We start from the raw sequence: 15,533 nt of genomic DNA, 5'->3' as shown, positions 1-15,533 counted from the left end.
TTTCGCGACCGGCAGCGTCGTCAGCGTTCCGATCGTATATCGTGGGGAGCTGGCGGGCGTCCTCGATCTCACCAGCCGCGTGCAGCGCGGGGTAATCACGGAGGATGATGTGGAACGTGTTCGCCTGCCAGGGCTGGTCAATTCTCGGACCGTCTCCCTCAACGGACGATCCGAACGACGGCTGGAGCGGCTGGATGTCAGGTAACGCACTCACAAACGCCATCAAGCGCCTTGCGCTGCATGCTCCGCTCGACGCGGAAGCTCTGCGCCGCGCTTTTGGCGAGATCATGCGGGGGGAGGGCACACCGGCGCAGGTAGCGGGGCTGCTGATGGCGCTGCGCGTGAAGGGGGAAACCGCCGACGAGGTGGCTGGCGTCGTGCAGGCGCTGCGGGACGCGATGGTGGTGCTCCCCAGCGACGCCCCCGAAGCGCTCGTGGATACCTGCGGGACTGGCGGCGGTGCGTTGACGACGTTCAATATCTCGACCGCTGCGGCGCTCCTCGCCTCGGGGATGGGCGTTCGCGTGGCGAAGCACGGGAACCGGTCATTCACCTCGCGTTCCGGTAGCGCCGACGTACTCGAGGCGCTTGGCGTGGTCGTGGAGACCACCCCCGAGGCGATGGCGTATACGCTCGAGACCGCCGGGATTGTATTCATGTTCGCGCCCCTCATGCACCCCGCACTGCGTCACGTGGGGCCGATTCGTCGCGAACTGGCCGTCCCGACGGTGATGAACATTGTGGGGCCGCTGGCTAATCCCGCACGGGCGGGGCGCCAAGTGGTGGGGGTCGCCGAGCGAGCTCGGCTGCCGCTGCTCGCCGACGCGCTCCTCACCCTTGGAGCTACGCGGGCCATGGTGGTGCACGGGGAGCCGGGACTGGATGAGATTTCCCCTCTTGGCATTACAACGGTACACGAGGTACATCGTGGTGCCATCCGCGATTGGACCATCGACCCGGCTGAGTACGGCGTTGGCGCTGTGCCTGAGGCGGACCTGGCGGGCGGTGACCCTGCCGACAATGCACGCGTGATCGAAGCCGTGTTGCAAGGAACGGGGCCGCGCGGCGCCGTGGCGGCTGTGCTTCTCAACGCGGCGGCTGCGCTCTACGTGAGCCGCGATGACCTGAACTACGGCGAGGCGGTGGAAGAGGCCCAACTCGCACTCACCACAGGTAAGGGCTACCACGCGCTCGAGCGGCTGCGGACGGCGTCTCGCACGGCGACCGCGCGCTGGCCGCGCACGCAGTAAGACCGAGCCACGGGGGACGACCGCCGCAACCGCGGCGGTCCACCCCCGTGATCAATAGCGGCGGAGTACGCCCACGACGATGCCCTGAATGCGCACGTCATCCTCGTGGACGAACATGGGCTGCATCGTTTCGTTGGCCGGCTGCAGCCGGATGCGTCCATCGCGCTCACGGTAATAGCGCTTGACGGTAGCCCCCGAGCCATCGAGCAGCGCAATCACCATTTCCCCATTGTCGGCTGCCTGCTTGTCGTTGATCACCACGTAGTCACCGTCGCGAATGTGCTCCTCGATCATCGAGTCGCCCTTCACGCGCAACACGTAATGGCTGCCATTCTTGCGCAAAAAGCCGTCGGGTACCGACAGCGTCTCGCCCGTATGCATCGCCTCGAGCGGCGCGCCGGCAGCGACCGAACCCAACAGTGGCAGTTCCACCGAGCGCTGATACATCTCGGAGGGCAGGATTTCGATCGCCCGGCTCTCGTTGTACGAACGCTTGATGTAGCCCTTGCGTTCGAGATTGGTGAGGTGCTCATGCACCGTCGCCAACGAGTTATAGTTGAACTGGGACGCGATCTCCTCGAAGCTCGGGGCATACCCGTTCGCTTCGTTGTACTCCGAGAGGAAACTCAGAATTTCCCGCTGGCGCTTGGTGAGTGGCATGACGATTCCTCGATGAGGGGGACGGCTCGCGCCCGAAAACAGGCCGAATCCAACCACTCGCCACGCTAACCGAAGACAGGCCGAAGTGCAAGTATTTTCTTCCGCGCGCCGCTGGACGTTCCCTGAGGGTACCCTCGGCGCCCTGACTCGTGAGGCGCACGAACGTGCCGCGGCGGTGTCCGGTACCCTCGCCGAGCTTCGCGACAGAGCCGCCGATGCGGCGCCGTCGCGCCCCTTCGGCGCAACCATGCGCGGCGACCGACTTCGGGTGATCGCCGAGGTCAAGCGCGCCTCGCCGTCGAAGGGGGCGATCGCCCCCGGGCTCGACGCCGCCGAACAGGCGCGCGCGTATGTCGCCGGCGGGGCGGCCGCCATCTCGGTACTCACGGAGCCCACCCGCTTCGGCGGGACCCTGGGCGATCTCGCGGCGGTGGCCGGTACGGTCGCCGTGCCCGTGATCCGCAAGGACTTCCTCGTACACCCGGTGCAGCTGTGGGAGGCGCGCGCGGCCGGCGCTTCCGCAGCGCTGCTCATTGTACGCAGCCTGTCCGACGACGACCTCGTGCGCCTGATGCACACCGCCGCCGATGCTGGCCTGGCAACCCTCGTCGAGGTACGCGACCTCGGCGAGCTCGATCGGGCGCTCGCGGCCGGTGCCACCGTGATCGGGGTTAACAACCGCAACCTCGAAACGCTGGTCATCGATCCCGCCACTGCACCCGCGATTATCCCCTGCATTCCGGCGATGTGTATCGCCGTGGCCGAGAGCGGGATGCGAACGCCGGACGACCTGATCGCTGCCGCCTCGGTGGGGGCGGATGCCGTGCTGGTTGGCAGCGCCATTTCCGCAGCTGCAAACCCTGAGGGCGAGGTCCGGCAATTGGCAGCGGTGCCGCGCCGCATGGCGCCGCGCGACGCGGACCGGGCGCGACGGGCCGTACCCGGAATAGCGTCAGGTCATCCCTGAGCAACGTGCACATGGCCTCCGCACCGGCAGTCAAGATCTGTGGCCTCACTCGCGCGGAAGATGCGGCCTCGGCGGAGCAGGCGGGGGCCGCCTACCTCGGCGTGATTTTGGCCGGTGGCCCGCGGCTCCTCACCCCCGAGCGCGCTCGACTCGTACTGGGTGCGCGCCGTCACGGTATCCAACGCGTGGCCGTGTTCGGCGACCAGCCGGAGGCCGAGGTGGTCGCCCTCGCCGAAATGCTCGATCTCGATGTGATTCAACTTCACGGCCCACGCACCGACGACGCGATCGCACGGATTGCTGCCAGGAGCGCTCGCGTAGTGTGGCCAGTGCTACGCGTGGCCGGTACGACATTGCCCGACGACGCCGCGGCCCTCGCCGTTGCCGCTGGGACGCTCGTGTTCGATGCCCACGTGGTGGGCCAACTCGGTGGCACCGGCGTATCACTCGATTGGTCCGGACTATCACGGGATGTGATCGCACTACGTCACGCCGTTCCTGGCATGCGGTTGGTTCTCGCGGGTGGCTTGCGTCCGTCCAACGTGGCCCGTGCCACGCGGTTGCTTTCGCCGGATGTCGTGGACGTATCTTCCGGAGTGGAATGCGCGCCCGGTGTGAAGGATCCGGCGCTCGTGCGACAGTTCGTTACAGCGGCTCATGATGCCGCGGAGTCGGAGCCATGACATTGGTCGATACCACGGAAACGCCGGCGACGGACCGATTTGGCCCGTTCGGTGGTCGCTACGTGCCTGAGACGCTCATTCCGGCGCTCGATGCGCTCGAGGCCGCGTTCGAGCAGGCGCGGCGCGATGCAGCGTTTCAGCAGGAGCTCGACGGTTTGCTTCGGGAGTACGTGGGGCGCCCCACGGCGCTCACGTTTGCGCCGCGCATGAGCGCGCGCATCGGTGCCCCTGTGTGGATGAAGCGCGAGGATCTCAACCACACCGGCGCGCACAAGATCAATAACACGGTGGGGCAGGCCCTTCTGGCGCTTCGCATGGGCAAGCAGCGCATCATCGCCGAAACCGGCGCCGGGCAGCACGGAGTCGCGACGGCCACCATCTGCGCCCGCTTCGGCCTCGAGTGCGTGGTGTACATGGGCGAAGAGGACATGCAACGGCAGGCGCTCAACGTGTTCCGGATGCGCCTCATGGGCGCCACCGTCGTTCCCGTCACCGCCGGCACGCGTACGCTGAAGGACGCCACAACGGAGGCGATCCGCGACTGGGTCACCAACGTCAACGACAGCCACTACATCATCGGCTCCGTCGTGGGCCCTGCGCCGTATCCGCGCATGGTTCGTGAGTTTCAGTCAGTGATCGGCAACGAGGCGCGTGCCCAGATGCTCGCCAAGACCGGCATCCTGCCGAAGACGGTCGTGGCCTGCGTGGGGGGAGGATCCAACGCCATGGGCATCTTTGCCGGATTCGTAAAGGATGCCGCCGTCGAGCTGGTCGGAGTGGAAGCGGCCGGCGACGGACTCGAGACCGATCGGCACAGCGCCTCCATCACCAGAGGCTCCCCGGGCGTCCTGCACGGCTCCCTCAGCTACCTGCTGCAGGATGCGAGCGGGCAGGTGCATCCCGCGCACTCCATCTCGGCTGGTCTCGACTACCCGGGCGTGGGTCCCGAACATGCCTGGCTCCACGACAGTGGCCGCGCCGAGTATGTGGCGGTCACTGACACCGAAGCGTTACGTGGGGTAGCCCTGCTCAGTCGATTGGAGGGAATCATCCCCGCGCTTGAGACGGCGCACGCCGTGGCGTGGATCGAGCGCGAGGCCGGTCGGTGGTCCGAGAACGAGCCCGTCCTGCTGTGTGTAAGTGGCCGCGGCGACAAGGACGTCGGCACGATCAGTCAGCACGCCTTACCTGAGGTATGACCGTAACGGCACACGAAGCCAACACATCGCCACAAGCGATTGCCGCCATCGAAGATGCGCTGCGCGCATTTGCGAAGGCCCTTCGTGCTGTCCAGTTGTATCTCCCGAACAGTCCCACGCGCGCGCAGGGCATCGAGCAGGCGCGACTGGCCTTCGCGCGGCTCTGGCCGCTGATGGGTACGCTCGAGCTCGAGATTCACGAGGCGTCGTTTACGGTCGATGGCCAGGTCGTGTATCACGACACGGAGCGTGGCGCCGAGTCTCTCCCCTGGCTCCTCTTCCGCGACGGGCTGCGCTCGCTCTCCTTCCACCCCGGCTTCGAGGGAGAGGACCTACCCGCCATGCTGGGCCTGGTGCACAAAGCGCGGGTGGCATCCAACGAGGATGACGATCTCGTGACGCTGCTTTGGGTTGCCGATCTCGCCCATGTCGCGTATCGCTTCGTGGAGAGTACCGGTGGCGGCGTATTTGTCCTCGCGTCCGGGGACCGCCCGGCTGTGGCAGCGCCGACCCCGGGCGAACTCCCACTGGCCGTGCCGACTGCCGACGCGCAGCCCCCCGGAGAGCGCCCACCGGGCTTGGTTCGATTGGACGACTTCGAGTCCACGTTGTACTTCCTGGAACCGCGCGAAGCGTTGTACCTCCGGGATGAACTCAAGCGGGAGTACACCGAGGACCAACGCCGGCTGGTGCTTGCGAGTCTGTTCGACATGATCGAACTGCAGCCGATCCTGGACGTGCAGCTCGAGGCCCTCAGCATCCTCGATCAACTGGTCCTCGAGTTCCTCACCCTTGGTGAATTCGACCTCGTGGCGTATGCGCTACGGGAGGCGGCGGCGACTGCTCGGCTTCCGGGTATCGACCCGCGGGCTGCGCAGGGGCTCCGTGAGCTGCCTGCGCGCCTTAGCGAACCGCAGGCGGTGTCGGAGCTGCTGCATGCCCTCGAGGAGGGCGCGCGTGCACCCGTGGCCACGCTGCTGGAAGGGCTCTTCCGCGAGCTCCGCTCCACCGCGCTCGGGCCCTTAGTCGCGTGGCTTGGTGCCGCCTCGGCGTCCCCGGCGCGTGCGGCAATCGAACGGGCTGCCTGGCGCCTCGCCGGCGCGAATACCGGGGAACTGGCGAAACTCCTGGAGCAGCCGCAGCCGGCCGTGGTGCGAGGGGCCCTGCGTCTCGCCGCGCAGCTGGCGACCCCCGCGGCTGTTCCGGGGCTGGCGCGCATTCTGCGCGGCACGGACGCGAAGCTCCGTGTCGAGGCCGTGACCGCGCTTGCCGAAATCGGCTCACCGTCGGCACTGCAGGCCCTCGAGCGGGGCATCGACGATATCGACCGCGACGTGCGAGTGGCCACCTACCGTGCCATACGGTCGCGCCAACACTCCGCTGCGCTGCCTCGCCTGCTGGATGCGATCCGTCGGAAGGAGCTGCGCGTGGCCGACCTTGGTGAGAAAATGGCGCTCTTTGAGGCGTTCGGCGGGTTGTGCGGCGACGCCGGCGTGACCGAACTCGACACCATCCTCAATTCCCGCGGGTTGCTTGGAGCCAAAGCACCACCCGATCTGCGTGCGAGCGCGGCGCGTGCACTTGGTTTGGTCGCGACGCGGGCGGCGGCCGCGGCACTCCAGAAAGCCGCGGATACCAAGGACGTGGTGGTGCGTAGCGCCGTCGCGCGGGCAATGCGGGGCGGGACGTGACCACACCGTCGGGATCGGGCGGGACCACGCGCGCCGAGGGGGCCATCAACGATCCGGGCGCGCAGAAGGTCGCCAGGGCGTTCGTGGTGGCGATGAACGGGGCACTCCGTGCCATCCGCCTTTACCCGGTGGAGAATACGGCGGTGCAAAAAGCGATCGCTGAGCTCGGGAGTAGTGCGGAACGGGTGCGTGAAGTGGACGGGAGCTGTGCGCTGCGACGTGTGGGCGATTTTCTGTTTGTGAACGACACGCGCCTGCGCCTCGCTTTCGACAATTATGCCGCGGTGGCGTCACTGCTCGGGATGTACCGTGAGGCCGGTATCGGGGGATTGGAGGTGTTGGAGGTGCCGCCGCCGCGGGCATGGGTCGTATTGCTGTCGTTCCTGCAGTCGCCGCCCTTGGAATACCCGGCGGAGGAGCGGCTGGCACAGCTCGTGTCGCGCCTCGACGCGGCCAACGTGCCGCAGTTCGAGCTCTACGCCGCGTCGGATGAGAGCCAGGGGGCTGGTGAGGACCTCGACGCGAGAGAAAGGGCGCGTCAGACGTACATGCGTTCACTGGACGTCACCCGCGAGGTGATCACCTCCGCTCGCATTGGCCGAAGCCCTGGGCTCAAGCGCGTAAAGCGCGCAGTGCAGGGGATTGTGGACGCCATTCTCACCGACTCAGCGTCGATGATCGGTCTCACCACCCTCCGGGAGTTCGACGACTATACCTTCGTACACAGCGTGAACGTCTGCATCCTGTCGGTCGCACTGGGGCGCAGACTGGGCCTCACCAAGATTCAGCTCCTCGATCTGGGCCTGGCGGCACTGCTGCACGACATCGGCAAATCGCGGGTGCCGCTCGAACTGCTCAACAAGCGTGGGCCGCTCGATCCTGCCGATCGTCTTTCGCTCCAAACGCACACGTGGCAGGGAGTGCTCGCCCTGTTTGCCTTGCCTACCGGAGGCGTCCGCCCGTGGCGCTCGATGACCGCTGCGTACGAGCATCACATGCGCACGGACTTGTCGGGCTACCCCAAACCCGCACGTCCGCGCACCCTCTCGCTGTACAGCAAGATCATCGCCGTAACCGACGGATTCGACGCGGCCACCACCACGCGCGTCTATCAGGATGCGCCTTGGACGCCGGCCGACGTGCTTCTCGGCATGCGGGACAATCCAAGCCTTGGGCTTGATCCCGTTGTGGTCAAGGCCTTCATCAACCTGACCGGCATCTATCCCGTCTCCACCCTCGTCGTGCTGGATACGTTCGAGCTGGCGATCGTGATCGCGGCCAATCCCGAGGCCACGGCGCTCTCGCGCCCGTTGGTCCGCATTGTCATGGACGATCGTGGTAACCTCACCAACGATCCGACGTTGGTGGACCTTACGGTGCGCACGCCGACCAATCAGTTTGCACGGACGATTATCCGTACCGAGGACCCGCAACGCTATGGCATCAATATCGGTGACTACTTCGCCTGACCCGCTCGCGCTGCCGTCGCAACCGTCAATGTCGCGGTTGGCGGCGCGTTTCGCTGTCCTGAAGAATGAGGGCCGCAAGGCGCTGGTCTGCTACGTCACGGCGGGTCACCCTGATCCCGTGGCCTGCGTGGCTCTGATTCGTGGCATTGCGGCCGCAGGCGCCGACGTGATCGAGGTGGGCGTGCCCTTCTCAGATCCGATGGCAGACGGACCGGTCATCCAGCAGAGTTCGCAGATCGCGCTCGGCCATGGGGTGAATCTCGACCGCACCCTGGCGATCGTGCAGGAGGCCGCGGTAGAGGTACCAATTGTCCTGTTCAGCTATCTCAATCCGGTGATCGCTGGCGGCACCGAGGTCTTGGCTCGTGCACGCGCCGCCGGTGTGGATGGCATGATCATCACCGATTTGCCGGTGGGTGCCGACCCCGCCCGTGAGCAGTGGTTTGGCGCGAGTGGTCTTGATTTTGTGCGTTTGGTGGCGCCCACCACGCCGGCCGCTCGCATGGCGGAGATCGGGCGGCACGGTGGCGGCTTCGTTTATCTCATCAGCCGTCTTGGCGTCACGGGGGAGCGCGCCACTCTGTCGGCCGACCTGCCTGAAACCGTGGAGCGGCTCCGGGCGTCCACCGCGTTGCCGCTGTGTATCGGCTTTGGAATCTCGACGCCGGAGCAGGCGAAGGCGGCCGCAGCGCTCGGGGATGGCGTGGTCGTTGGTAGTGCCCTCGTGCGTGCGGCTGGTCGTTCGATCGCGGAAGCGGTTGCTTTCACGGCTTCGCTCCGCGCGGCGCTCGACGACCGCTAAACGGCCTCTGCCGCGCCATGTCGCAGGGATCTGGCTTGCCCACCTGGGCGATCGCGTCGGACAAGCGGCGCGCGCACATCGAGCGGGTGGTCGGCCTTCTGTTGGGGTGGGCCAACGCCATGGCTCTCCCTGACGATGAGCGGCGAGCTTGGGTAGATGCCGGGTGGTGGCACGACGCATTGCGGGATGCGGACGAGGAGGACCTGCGCCAATGGACCGGCGACCTGCAGCGGCCTGCCGGACTGTTGCACGGCCCCGCGGCGGCCGCGCGTTTAGCTGCGCACGGTGAGCAGCGCCAGGACGTGCTCGACGCCGTCCGCTGGCATACGGTGGGTCACGCGGCATGGACCCGCACCGGACGCGCGCTCTACATGGCGGATTTCCTCGAGCCCGGCCGTACCTTCATGCAGGCGGATCGCGCCTTTCTCGCCGATCGAGTACCCGAAGCGTTCGATGCCGTCTTTCGTCAGGTCGTACGCATGCGACTCGAATGGGCCATCCGTGAAGGCAAGGGCCTCGCGGATGAAACGGTAGGCCTCTGGAACACGGTACGCTGATGCGGATCACCAACTCTCACCTGCGATGAACACAGGATTTCCCACGCCGCCGAGCGAGGACGGGAAGAGTGGCAGCGGGCGCACCATCGCTGCGCTCTCGCTGGTCCTGCTCGTGGTCGGCGGTTCGGTGGTGGCATGGTGGACCCGTGGTGGAGGTACCGATGCGCCCACCGGTCGCAGCGCGGTGGCCACCACCGATACGACGGCACGCCCACCCCAGAACCAGCGCGTACGGGTACGCGTGGTGAACGCGTCCGGTGTCAACGGCCTCGCGCGGCGCGCCACGCTCTACCTGCGTGAGTTCGGATACGACGTCGTGGACTTCAGCTCCAGCAGCGCCGGCGGAGCGTCGACCCGAATCGTGGTGCACACCGGGCATCGCGACTGGGGCGAGCGCCTGCAGCGCGCACTTGGCGTCGGCACTGTCGGTGCCGACGCCGACAGCTCACGCTATGTGGACCTCACCGTGTTCATCGGCCGCGACTGGCGCGTTCCGACCGAGACGCTCGGTCCGTAGCTGGCCGCAGGCCGCGGCGATATCCAGTCCGCGACTGCGCCGCACGGCCGTTTCCACGCCACGTGCGCGCAGCGCCTTGGCAAAGGCGGTGATCACGGGTCCCGGGGTGGGTGAGAACCCCATGGCGCCACCGGGATGGAGCGGAATGAGATTCACAAACGCGCGGCAATCGCGCGCCAACTGGGCCAGCTGCGCGGCGTGCTCCGGCTGGTCGTTTACGCCACCCAGCATCACGTACTCGAACGTCACGCGGCGATCGAATGCCTTCGCTGCCTCGATGACATCCGTGAGTGGATACTTGGTGTTCACCGGCATCAGCGTCTTGCGGAGTGTGTCGGTCGGCGCATGGATCGAGATGGCGAGCCGGAATTGCTCCGGCCGCTCGCTGAGCGCAACGATTCCGGGCAGCACACCCACCGTGGAAATCGTGATGTGTCGGGCACCGATCCCCAATGCGCGCGGATCATTGAGCAACGTCAGCGTCGGACCGACAGCCTTCCAGTTCATCAGCGGCTCACCCATCCCCATGAACACGATGTTCGTGGGGATGATCGGCGGATCGAGCAGGCGCAATTCACGCACCTGTCCCGCGATCTCAGACGGCTGCAGGTTGCGTTGGAACCCCATCACCCCCGTGGCGCAGAAGGCGCACTTGAGCGCACAGCCGGCCTGTGATGAAATGCAGAACGTCATCCGATCGCCGTCGGGAATGGCGACGGTCTCAATGAACTGGCCGTCGTGCAGACGAAAGAGAAATTTCTGCGTGCCGTCGGACGACTGCTGTCGGGTGGCGACCTCGAGAGACGAAATGCGAAAAGACTGCATCAGCGCCTCACGGAGTGCCTTGGGCAATTCGGTGATCTCGTCGAAGCTGCGCACCGGTCGCTGCCACAATCGGGCGAACAGCTGCGTCGCACGGTACGCCGGCTCGCCCCGCTCGGCCATCCACTGACGGAGCACCGCAATCGCCGCGTCGGGCTCGTAGTCGAGCAGATCGGGAAGCGTCGTTGGGGTCGTGGCGTTGGAAGCGATCACTTGATGAGCGAGCTGAGCGTGAACTGGTACACGGGGCCGAGTCCTGAGATGCCTTCCTCACGGGCGATGCCGACGACGTAGCGTGCATAGTGCAGCGCGAGCCCCGAACGGAACCGGGACACGGTGCCGCTTCCGGCGGCGCCGCGAACGAACGCCGCACGAGCCTCGAGGCGGTCGAGGCGTCCCGACGCAAAGAGCCCACGATCCCGGGCCCCGCGGTTGACGGCACTCTCGGTGTACCCGACGCGCACCTCACGGGTCCGATCGCTACCGGCGACCCGAAGGTCGGCGGCGACGAGGACCGCTGGCCGATCCTCGATTTCGCGGCCTGGCCGCCACAGAAAGCTCGACAGGGCAACCCGGGCATTCCGCCAGGGCAGGTCATGCAGCACCGCGCCGAAGTCCGCGGCGAGTGCATCGCCCGTGCGCTGGTCGGCCCGGCCGGAGCGCCAACGTACCGCGGTACCCGCCGTCACATGCGGCACGACTTCGCGGGCGACCCCGAGGCTGACGAGCATGGTGTGGTACGGGATCGTCCCCACCGATTGCGGGTCCGAATCCGTGCGGACGAGCCCACCGACGGCGGCTCTCGCCACCGACAGGCCGACCGTGGTCCCACTGGCGCGGCGCATCGCACCAGAGAGCAACTGGCCATCGGCCCCCTGCGAGGTTCCCGCGGCGAGCGAGGCGACACCGATTCGGTATCGTTCGCCTGTGGGGAGCGCGAGCGTCGCGGGGTTCCATAGACCGGCACCGGGCTCGCCCGCCAGCGCGGGGGGCTCAAAGATGGCCCCCAACGGGAATTCCAGAAGATCGCGGGCGGGCACCGGCTGCGCCCCGAGCTCGGAGGCCCAGCCCAACGCGGCAAGCCCGCAAATGAGCATGCGGCGCATATGGGAGACTAAACGTCGCCGTGACGTGAGGTCAAGCGAAACCGAGGGGAGAAATCGCTACCCCGGAACTCGTAAGGCATTTACTTTTCAACGTTTGCGCTGTCTGATCCGCCATGGCGCCGTTCGACCGACGGATGCGCCGCCGTGCCTCGTTTCTTTCTGGAGTTTTGGCCCTGATGTCGTCTTCCCCTGACAAGTCCGTGCTGTCCACCACCCTGCGCACTGATACCTGCGGCCTGCTGCGACGCAGTGACGTGGGGCGCGTCGTCCGCCTCGGCGGGTGGGTGCACCGCAGCCGCGATCTCGGGGGACTGGTCTTCATCGATCTGCGAGACCGCGCTGGATTGGTGCAACTCGCGTTCGGGCCGGCGTGGAGTTCCCCCGACGTGCAGGCTCTGGCGGCGGCGGTCGGGGTGGAGTCGGTCGTGTTGTGCGAAGGTGAGGTCGTGGCGCGCGAGACCGACCGCGTGAACCCAGATATGGGCACGGGTGAGGTGGAAGTGCGGGTGACCGCGCTCACGGTCGTCGGGCCGGCAGTCACGCCGGCGTTGCCGGTGGCTCGCGGACGTGGCGACAAGATGCCGGCCGAGGAACTCCGGTTGCGTCACCGGTACCTCGATCTTCGGCGCCCCGAACTCCAGGACAACCTGGTGCTGCGCCATCGGCTCCTGCAGGTGTCACGGCGGTTCCTCAGCGACCATGGGTATCTCGAGCTCGAGACGCCCATCCTCACCAAGCCCACTCCCGAGGGGGCACGGGATTATCTCGTGCCCAGCCGGGTGCATCCGGGGGAGTTCTACGCGCTTCCGCAGTCGCCGCAGATTTACAAGCAGCTGTTCATGTGCTGCGGCTTTGACCGCTATTTCCAGATCGCCCGCTGCTTCCGCGACGAGGATCTTCGCGCGGATCGGCAGCCGGAGTTCACGCAGATCGACATCGAGGCCTCGTTCATTGAGCGGGAGGATATTCTGGTCCTCGCGGAGGGGCTGATCGGCACCATGTGGCGTGAAGCGGGACGCCCGGATGTGCCGGCGCACTTCGAGCGGATGAGCTACGCGGATGCCATGGAGTTCTACGGCTGCGATCGCCCCGATCTTCGGTACGACCTCAAGCTGCGTGACTTCAGTGGCGTATTCGCTGGGCTGGATTTCGCGGTGACGAGCAATGCTCTGGCGGGTGGTGGTCGCGTGCGCGGCCTTGTGGTCCCCGGGGGCGCCGCGTGGAGCCGCAAGCACGTCGATGAACTCGAGGCGGTGGCCAAGAGCGCCGGTGCGAATGGACTGCTACGTCTGCGCCGAGCCGACGGTGTGTACGATGGCCCCGTGGCCAAGTTCCTCAGCGCCGAGGCCACGGCGGCCATGGCGTTGAACGACGGCGATCTTGCCTTGATGGTTGCAGGCCCTGATCGCATCAGCAGTCCCGCGCTCGATCGCGTGCGTCAGGAGTGCGCGCGCCGCCTCGATCTCGTGGATGACCGGATCCAGCGCTTTTTGTGGGTCGTGGATTTCCCCATGTTCGAGCAGGATCCCGTTACAGGTACGCTCGCCGCCGTCCACCATCCGTTTACCGCACCGCATCCGGACGACATGGCGGCGTTTCCCAACGACCCCGCCCGCTGGCGTGCCCTCGCATACGATGCCGTGCTTAACGGCACCGAACTCGGTGGCGGCAGCATCCGCACGAGTGACCCGGCCATGCAGTCGCGGATGTTTTCGCTCTTGGGCATTGGCGATGAGGCGGAGCAGGAGCGCCGCTTTGGCTTCCTGCTGGAGGGGCTTCGGGCCGGCGCTCCGCCGCACGGTGGGATTGCGTTCGGATTCGACCGGATCGCCATGCTGCTCTCCGGCGCCCCGTCGCTCCGGGATGTCATCGCGTTTCCCAAGACGACCGCGGCGCGCTCGCTCTACGAGGGGGCGCCCGTGGCGGTCCCGGCCGACGACCTCGAGGAGTTGCACATCGCAGTCCGTGGCACGGTCGCGGATGGAGCCACCTCGTGAGTGATCCCCGCACCGTGCGTGGCGACGGCGTGATTGCACGGGTAACGGTCGAGGGGGCCGATCAGCAGATGCTGGCGGGCGTCAATGATGGCAACCTCAGGGAAATTGAGCGCGCTACCGGTGCGCGCGTCGCGTTACGTGGCGATCATCTCTCGCTCTCTGGTGACGCCGACGCGGTGAGCCGCGCTGAGAGCGTGGCGCAGGCGGTCGTGACCATGGTCCGCGATGGGAAGACGGTATCGGCTGATGATGTCCTTCGCCTCTCGCTGACGGAACGACCGTCCGATACCCCGGGAGCCACCAGCGGTTCGCTCGTGCTCCCCGGCGCGCGGCGCGGCGTGCAGGCAAAAACACCGGGACAAGGCGAATACCTCAAGAAGATTGCCGAGCACGACATCGTGGTGGGCATTGGTCCGGCAGGTACGGGCAAGACATATCTGGCCGTGGCGGCTGCGGTCGATGCGCTCATGCGGAAGCGCGTACGTCGCATCGTTCTGGCTCGGCCCGCCGTCGAGGCGGGCGAAAGCCTTGGGTTCTTGCCGGGTGACATGCAGGCGAAGGTCGATCCGTATCTGCGCCCGCTGTATGATGCCCTCGACGATCTCATTCCCTTCGAGCGCATTCAGAAACTCATCGAGACGCGCACCATTGAAGTCGCGCCGCTTGCGTTCATGCGCGGACGTACCCTTGGCGATTCATTTGTGATCCTGGACGAGGCGCAGAACGCCACGGGCGCGCAGATGAAGATGTTCCTTACGCGCCTTGGCGTGAACTCCAAGATCGTGATCACCGGCGACAAGACGCAGGTAGACCTGCCGCGCCGTGAAGATTCGGGACTCATGCAGATCGAGCGCATTTTGCACGGCATCGAGGGGATTGCCTTCCATTACTTCAGCGAAGCCGACGTCGTGCGTCATCGACTGGTACGCGACATCATTCGCGCGTACAACGAAGACGCCGCAGGTGGCGGATGAGCCTCCCCCGATTGCCCAGGCCGGAACCGCGCGCGGTTGCCGTCGAGTGTGATGGCGTGCGAGTTCCGGTGGCCTCCTCGCGTCTTGCCGATCTCTCGCGTCAAGTGTTGCGTGCCCTCCGGGTACCGCGGGCCATGCTCTCCATCACGTTTGTGTCCCCGCGCGTGATGGCCTCGCTCAACCGACAGCATTTGGGACACCGCGGCCCCACGGATGTGATTACCTTCGCGCTCGGTGCAGATCCGGCGGGCGGAATCATTGGCGACGTCTACATCTGCCCGGACGTGGCGCGCCGGCAGGCCGTCGCGCATGGTGTGGGCGTGCGCGAAGAGATCGCGCGCCTCGTCGTGCATGGAACGCTCCATGCGTGTGGCTGGGAGCATCCGGAAGATGATGCACGCACGACGTCGCCCATGTGGCGACGCCAGGAGCAGCTGCTCAAGCGCTTCTGGCCGACTTCCACCCCTCGCGCATGAGCGCAGTCGCCTGGGGGCTCGCGGTCGCCGGCGCGACCGTGGCGGCTCTGGCCGCTGTCGCCGATGGCGCGCTGCTATCCGAAGCACCCGTTGCCGCCGCACCGGATCGAGGTGCATTTGGAGTGCCGGCCCCCATTGTGCCACGTGCCGTTCCAGCACGGGAACGGACCCATCGCGCGCTTGCCTTCGCGCGCGTGGCCGGACACCTCGCGGCTGGGTGTGGGCTCGCGGTCGCGCTGAACCTCGCCAGTCGTGCCACCCTCCCCATGGTGGGGCTGCTGGTCCTGCTCGGCCTCGCAACCGTCCTTGTCGCCGAGAGTGCGGCGCGAGTAGTCGGCGATACCCTGGCGGAGCATGCTGCGG

Annotated in this window: 16 protein-coding genes; 13 read left to right on the top strand and 3 right to left on the bottom strand. The window is 66.7% G+C overall.

Features of this window, described 5'->3' with window-relative positions:
- Positions 1-194: 194 nt before the first annotated feature.
- A complete protein-coding gene (trpD, locus tag ACIQ51_RS05120) occupies positions 195-1,250 on the top strand; it encodes an anthranilate phosphoribosyltransferase (RefSeq protein WP_396203936.1) in 1,056 nt (351 codons plus the stop codon).
- Between the two features lie 51 nt (positions 1,251-1,301).
- Here the strand turns inward: trpD and lexA are convergent, their stop codons facing one another.
- Positions 1,302-1,910, bottom strand: coding sequence for a transcriptional repressor LexA (gene lexA / locus ACIQ51_RS05115; protein ID WP_396203935.1), 609 nt, complete (start codon positions 1,908-1,910; stop codon positions 1,302-1,304).
- Between the two features lie 142 nt (positions 1,911-2,052).
- Between lexA and ACIQ51_RS05110 the strand changes: the two genes are divergently transcribed.
- Genes ACIQ51_RS05110 through ACIQ51_RS05075 form a run of 8 tightly spaced genes read left to right on the top strand, consistent with a single transcriptional unit; the run spans position 2,053 to position 9,795 of the window.
- On the top strand, positions 2,053-2,877 hold the full coding sequence (locus ACIQ51_RS05110) for an indole-3-glycerol phosphate synthase TrpC (protein ID WP_396203972.1): 825 nt from the start codon (positions 2,053-2,055) through the stop codon (positions 2,875-2,877).
- Between the two features lie 11 nt (positions 2,878-2,888).
- Positions 2,889-3,560 (top strand): N-(5'-phosphoribosyl)anthranilate isomerase, encoded by a 672-nt coding sequence (locus ACIQ51_RS05105; protein WP_396203934.1) that lies wholly within the window; start codon positions 2,889-2,891, stop codon positions 3,558-3,560.
- Positions 3,557-4,759 (top strand): tryptophan synthase subunit beta, encoded by a 1,203-nt coding sequence (gene trpB, locus ACIQ51_RS05100; protein ID WP_396203933.1) that lies wholly within the window; start codon positions 3,557-3,559, stop codon positions 4,757-4,759. The genes ACIQ51_RS05105 and trpB overlap by 4 nt, the downstream gene beginning before the upstream one ends.
- Positions 4,756-6,450, top strand: a complete 1,695-nt coding sequence (locus ACIQ51_RS05095; RefSeq protein WP_396203932.1) for a HEAT repeat domain-containing protein — start codon at positions 4,756-4,758, stop codon at positions 6,448-6,450. Before trpB ends, ACIQ51_RS05095 begins: the two co-directional genes overlap by 4 nt.
- On the top strand, positions 6,447-7,919 hold the full coding sequence (locus ACIQ51_RS05090; RefSeq protein ID WP_396203931.1) for an HD-GYP domain-containing protein: 1,473 nt from the start codon (positions 6,447-6,449) through the stop codon (positions 7,917-7,919). The genes ACIQ51_RS05095 and ACIQ51_RS05090 overlap by 4 nt, the downstream gene beginning before the upstream one ends.
- Before the next feature lie 28 nt (positions 7,920-7,947).
- On the top strand, positions 7,948-8,721 hold the full coding sequence (gene trpA / locus ACIQ51_RS05085; protein ID WP_396203971.1) for a tryptophan synthase subunit alpha: 774 nt from the start codon (positions 7,948-7,950) through the stop codon (positions 8,719-8,721).
- A gap of 17 nt (positions 8,722-8,738) precedes the next feature.
- Positions 8,739-9,278 (top strand): hypothetical protein, encoded by a 540-nt coding sequence (locus tag ACIQ51_RS05080; RefSeq protein WP_396203930.1) that lies wholly within the window; start codon positions 8,739-8,741, stop codon positions 9,276-9,278.
- Between the two features lie 25 nt (positions 9,279-9,303).
- Positions 9,304-9,795 (top strand): LytR C-terminal domain-containing protein, encoded by a 492-nt coding sequence (locus ACIQ51_RS05075; protein WP_396203929.1) that lies wholly within the window; start codon positions 9,304-9,306, stop codon positions 9,793-9,795.
- Here ACIQ51_RS05075 and rlmN read toward each other — a convergent pair.
- Entirely contained in the window at positions 9,724-10,830 is a 1,107-nt protein-coding gene (gene rlmN, locus ACIQ51_RS05070) for a 23S rRNA (adenine(2503)-C(2))-methyltransferase RlmN (RefSeq protein ID WP_396203928.1), read from the bottom strand. The genes ACIQ51_RS05075 and rlmN overlap by 72 nt on opposite strands.
- On the bottom strand, positions 10,827-11,723 hold the full coding sequence (locus ACIQ51_RS05065) for a hypothetical protein (protein WP_396203927.1): 897 nt from the start codon (positions 11,721-11,723) through the stop codon (positions 10,827-10,829). Before ACIQ51_RS05065 ends, rlmN begins: the two co-directional genes overlap by 4 nt.
- 176 nt (positions 11,724-11,899) lie before the next feature.
- Between ACIQ51_RS05065 and aspS the strand changes: the two genes are divergently transcribed.
- The 4 genes from aspS to ACIQ51_RS05045 all read left to right on the top strand — a co-directional run.
- Positions 11,900-13,720, top strand: coding sequence for an aspartate--tRNA ligase (gene aspS / locus ACIQ51_RS05060; protein ID WP_396203926.1), 1,821 nt, complete (start codon positions 11,900-11,902; stop codon positions 13,718-13,720).
- On the top strand, positions 13,717-14,694 hold the full coding sequence (locus tag ACIQ51_RS05055; protein WP_396203925.1) for a PhoH family protein: 978 nt from the start codon (positions 13,717-13,719) through the stop codon (positions 14,692-14,694). The genes aspS and ACIQ51_RS05055 overlap by 4 nt, the downstream gene beginning before the upstream one ends.
- Before the next feature lie 68 nt (positions 14,695-14,762).
- Positions 14,763-15,170, top strand: a complete 408-nt coding sequence (ybeY, locus tag ACIQ51_RS05050) for an rRNA maturation RNase YbeY (RefSeq protein WP_396203924.1) — start codon at positions 14,763-14,765, stop codon at positions 15,168-15,170.
- On the top strand, positions 15,167-15,533 hold a 367-nt coding region (locus ACIQ51_RS05045; protein WP_396203923.1), incomplete at its 3' end, for a hypothetical protein. The genes ybeY and ACIQ51_RS05045, both read left to right, overlap by 4 nt.

This window comes from Gemmatimonas sp., from assembly GCF_044344655.1.
Classification (GTDB): domain Bacteria; phylum Gemmatimonadota; class Gemmatimonadetes; order Gemmatimonadales; family Gemmatimonadaceae; genus Gemmatimonas.
The sequence above is the reverse complement of the archived record's forward strand: the minus strand, read 5'-3'. Positions and strand labels throughout refer to the sequence as shown.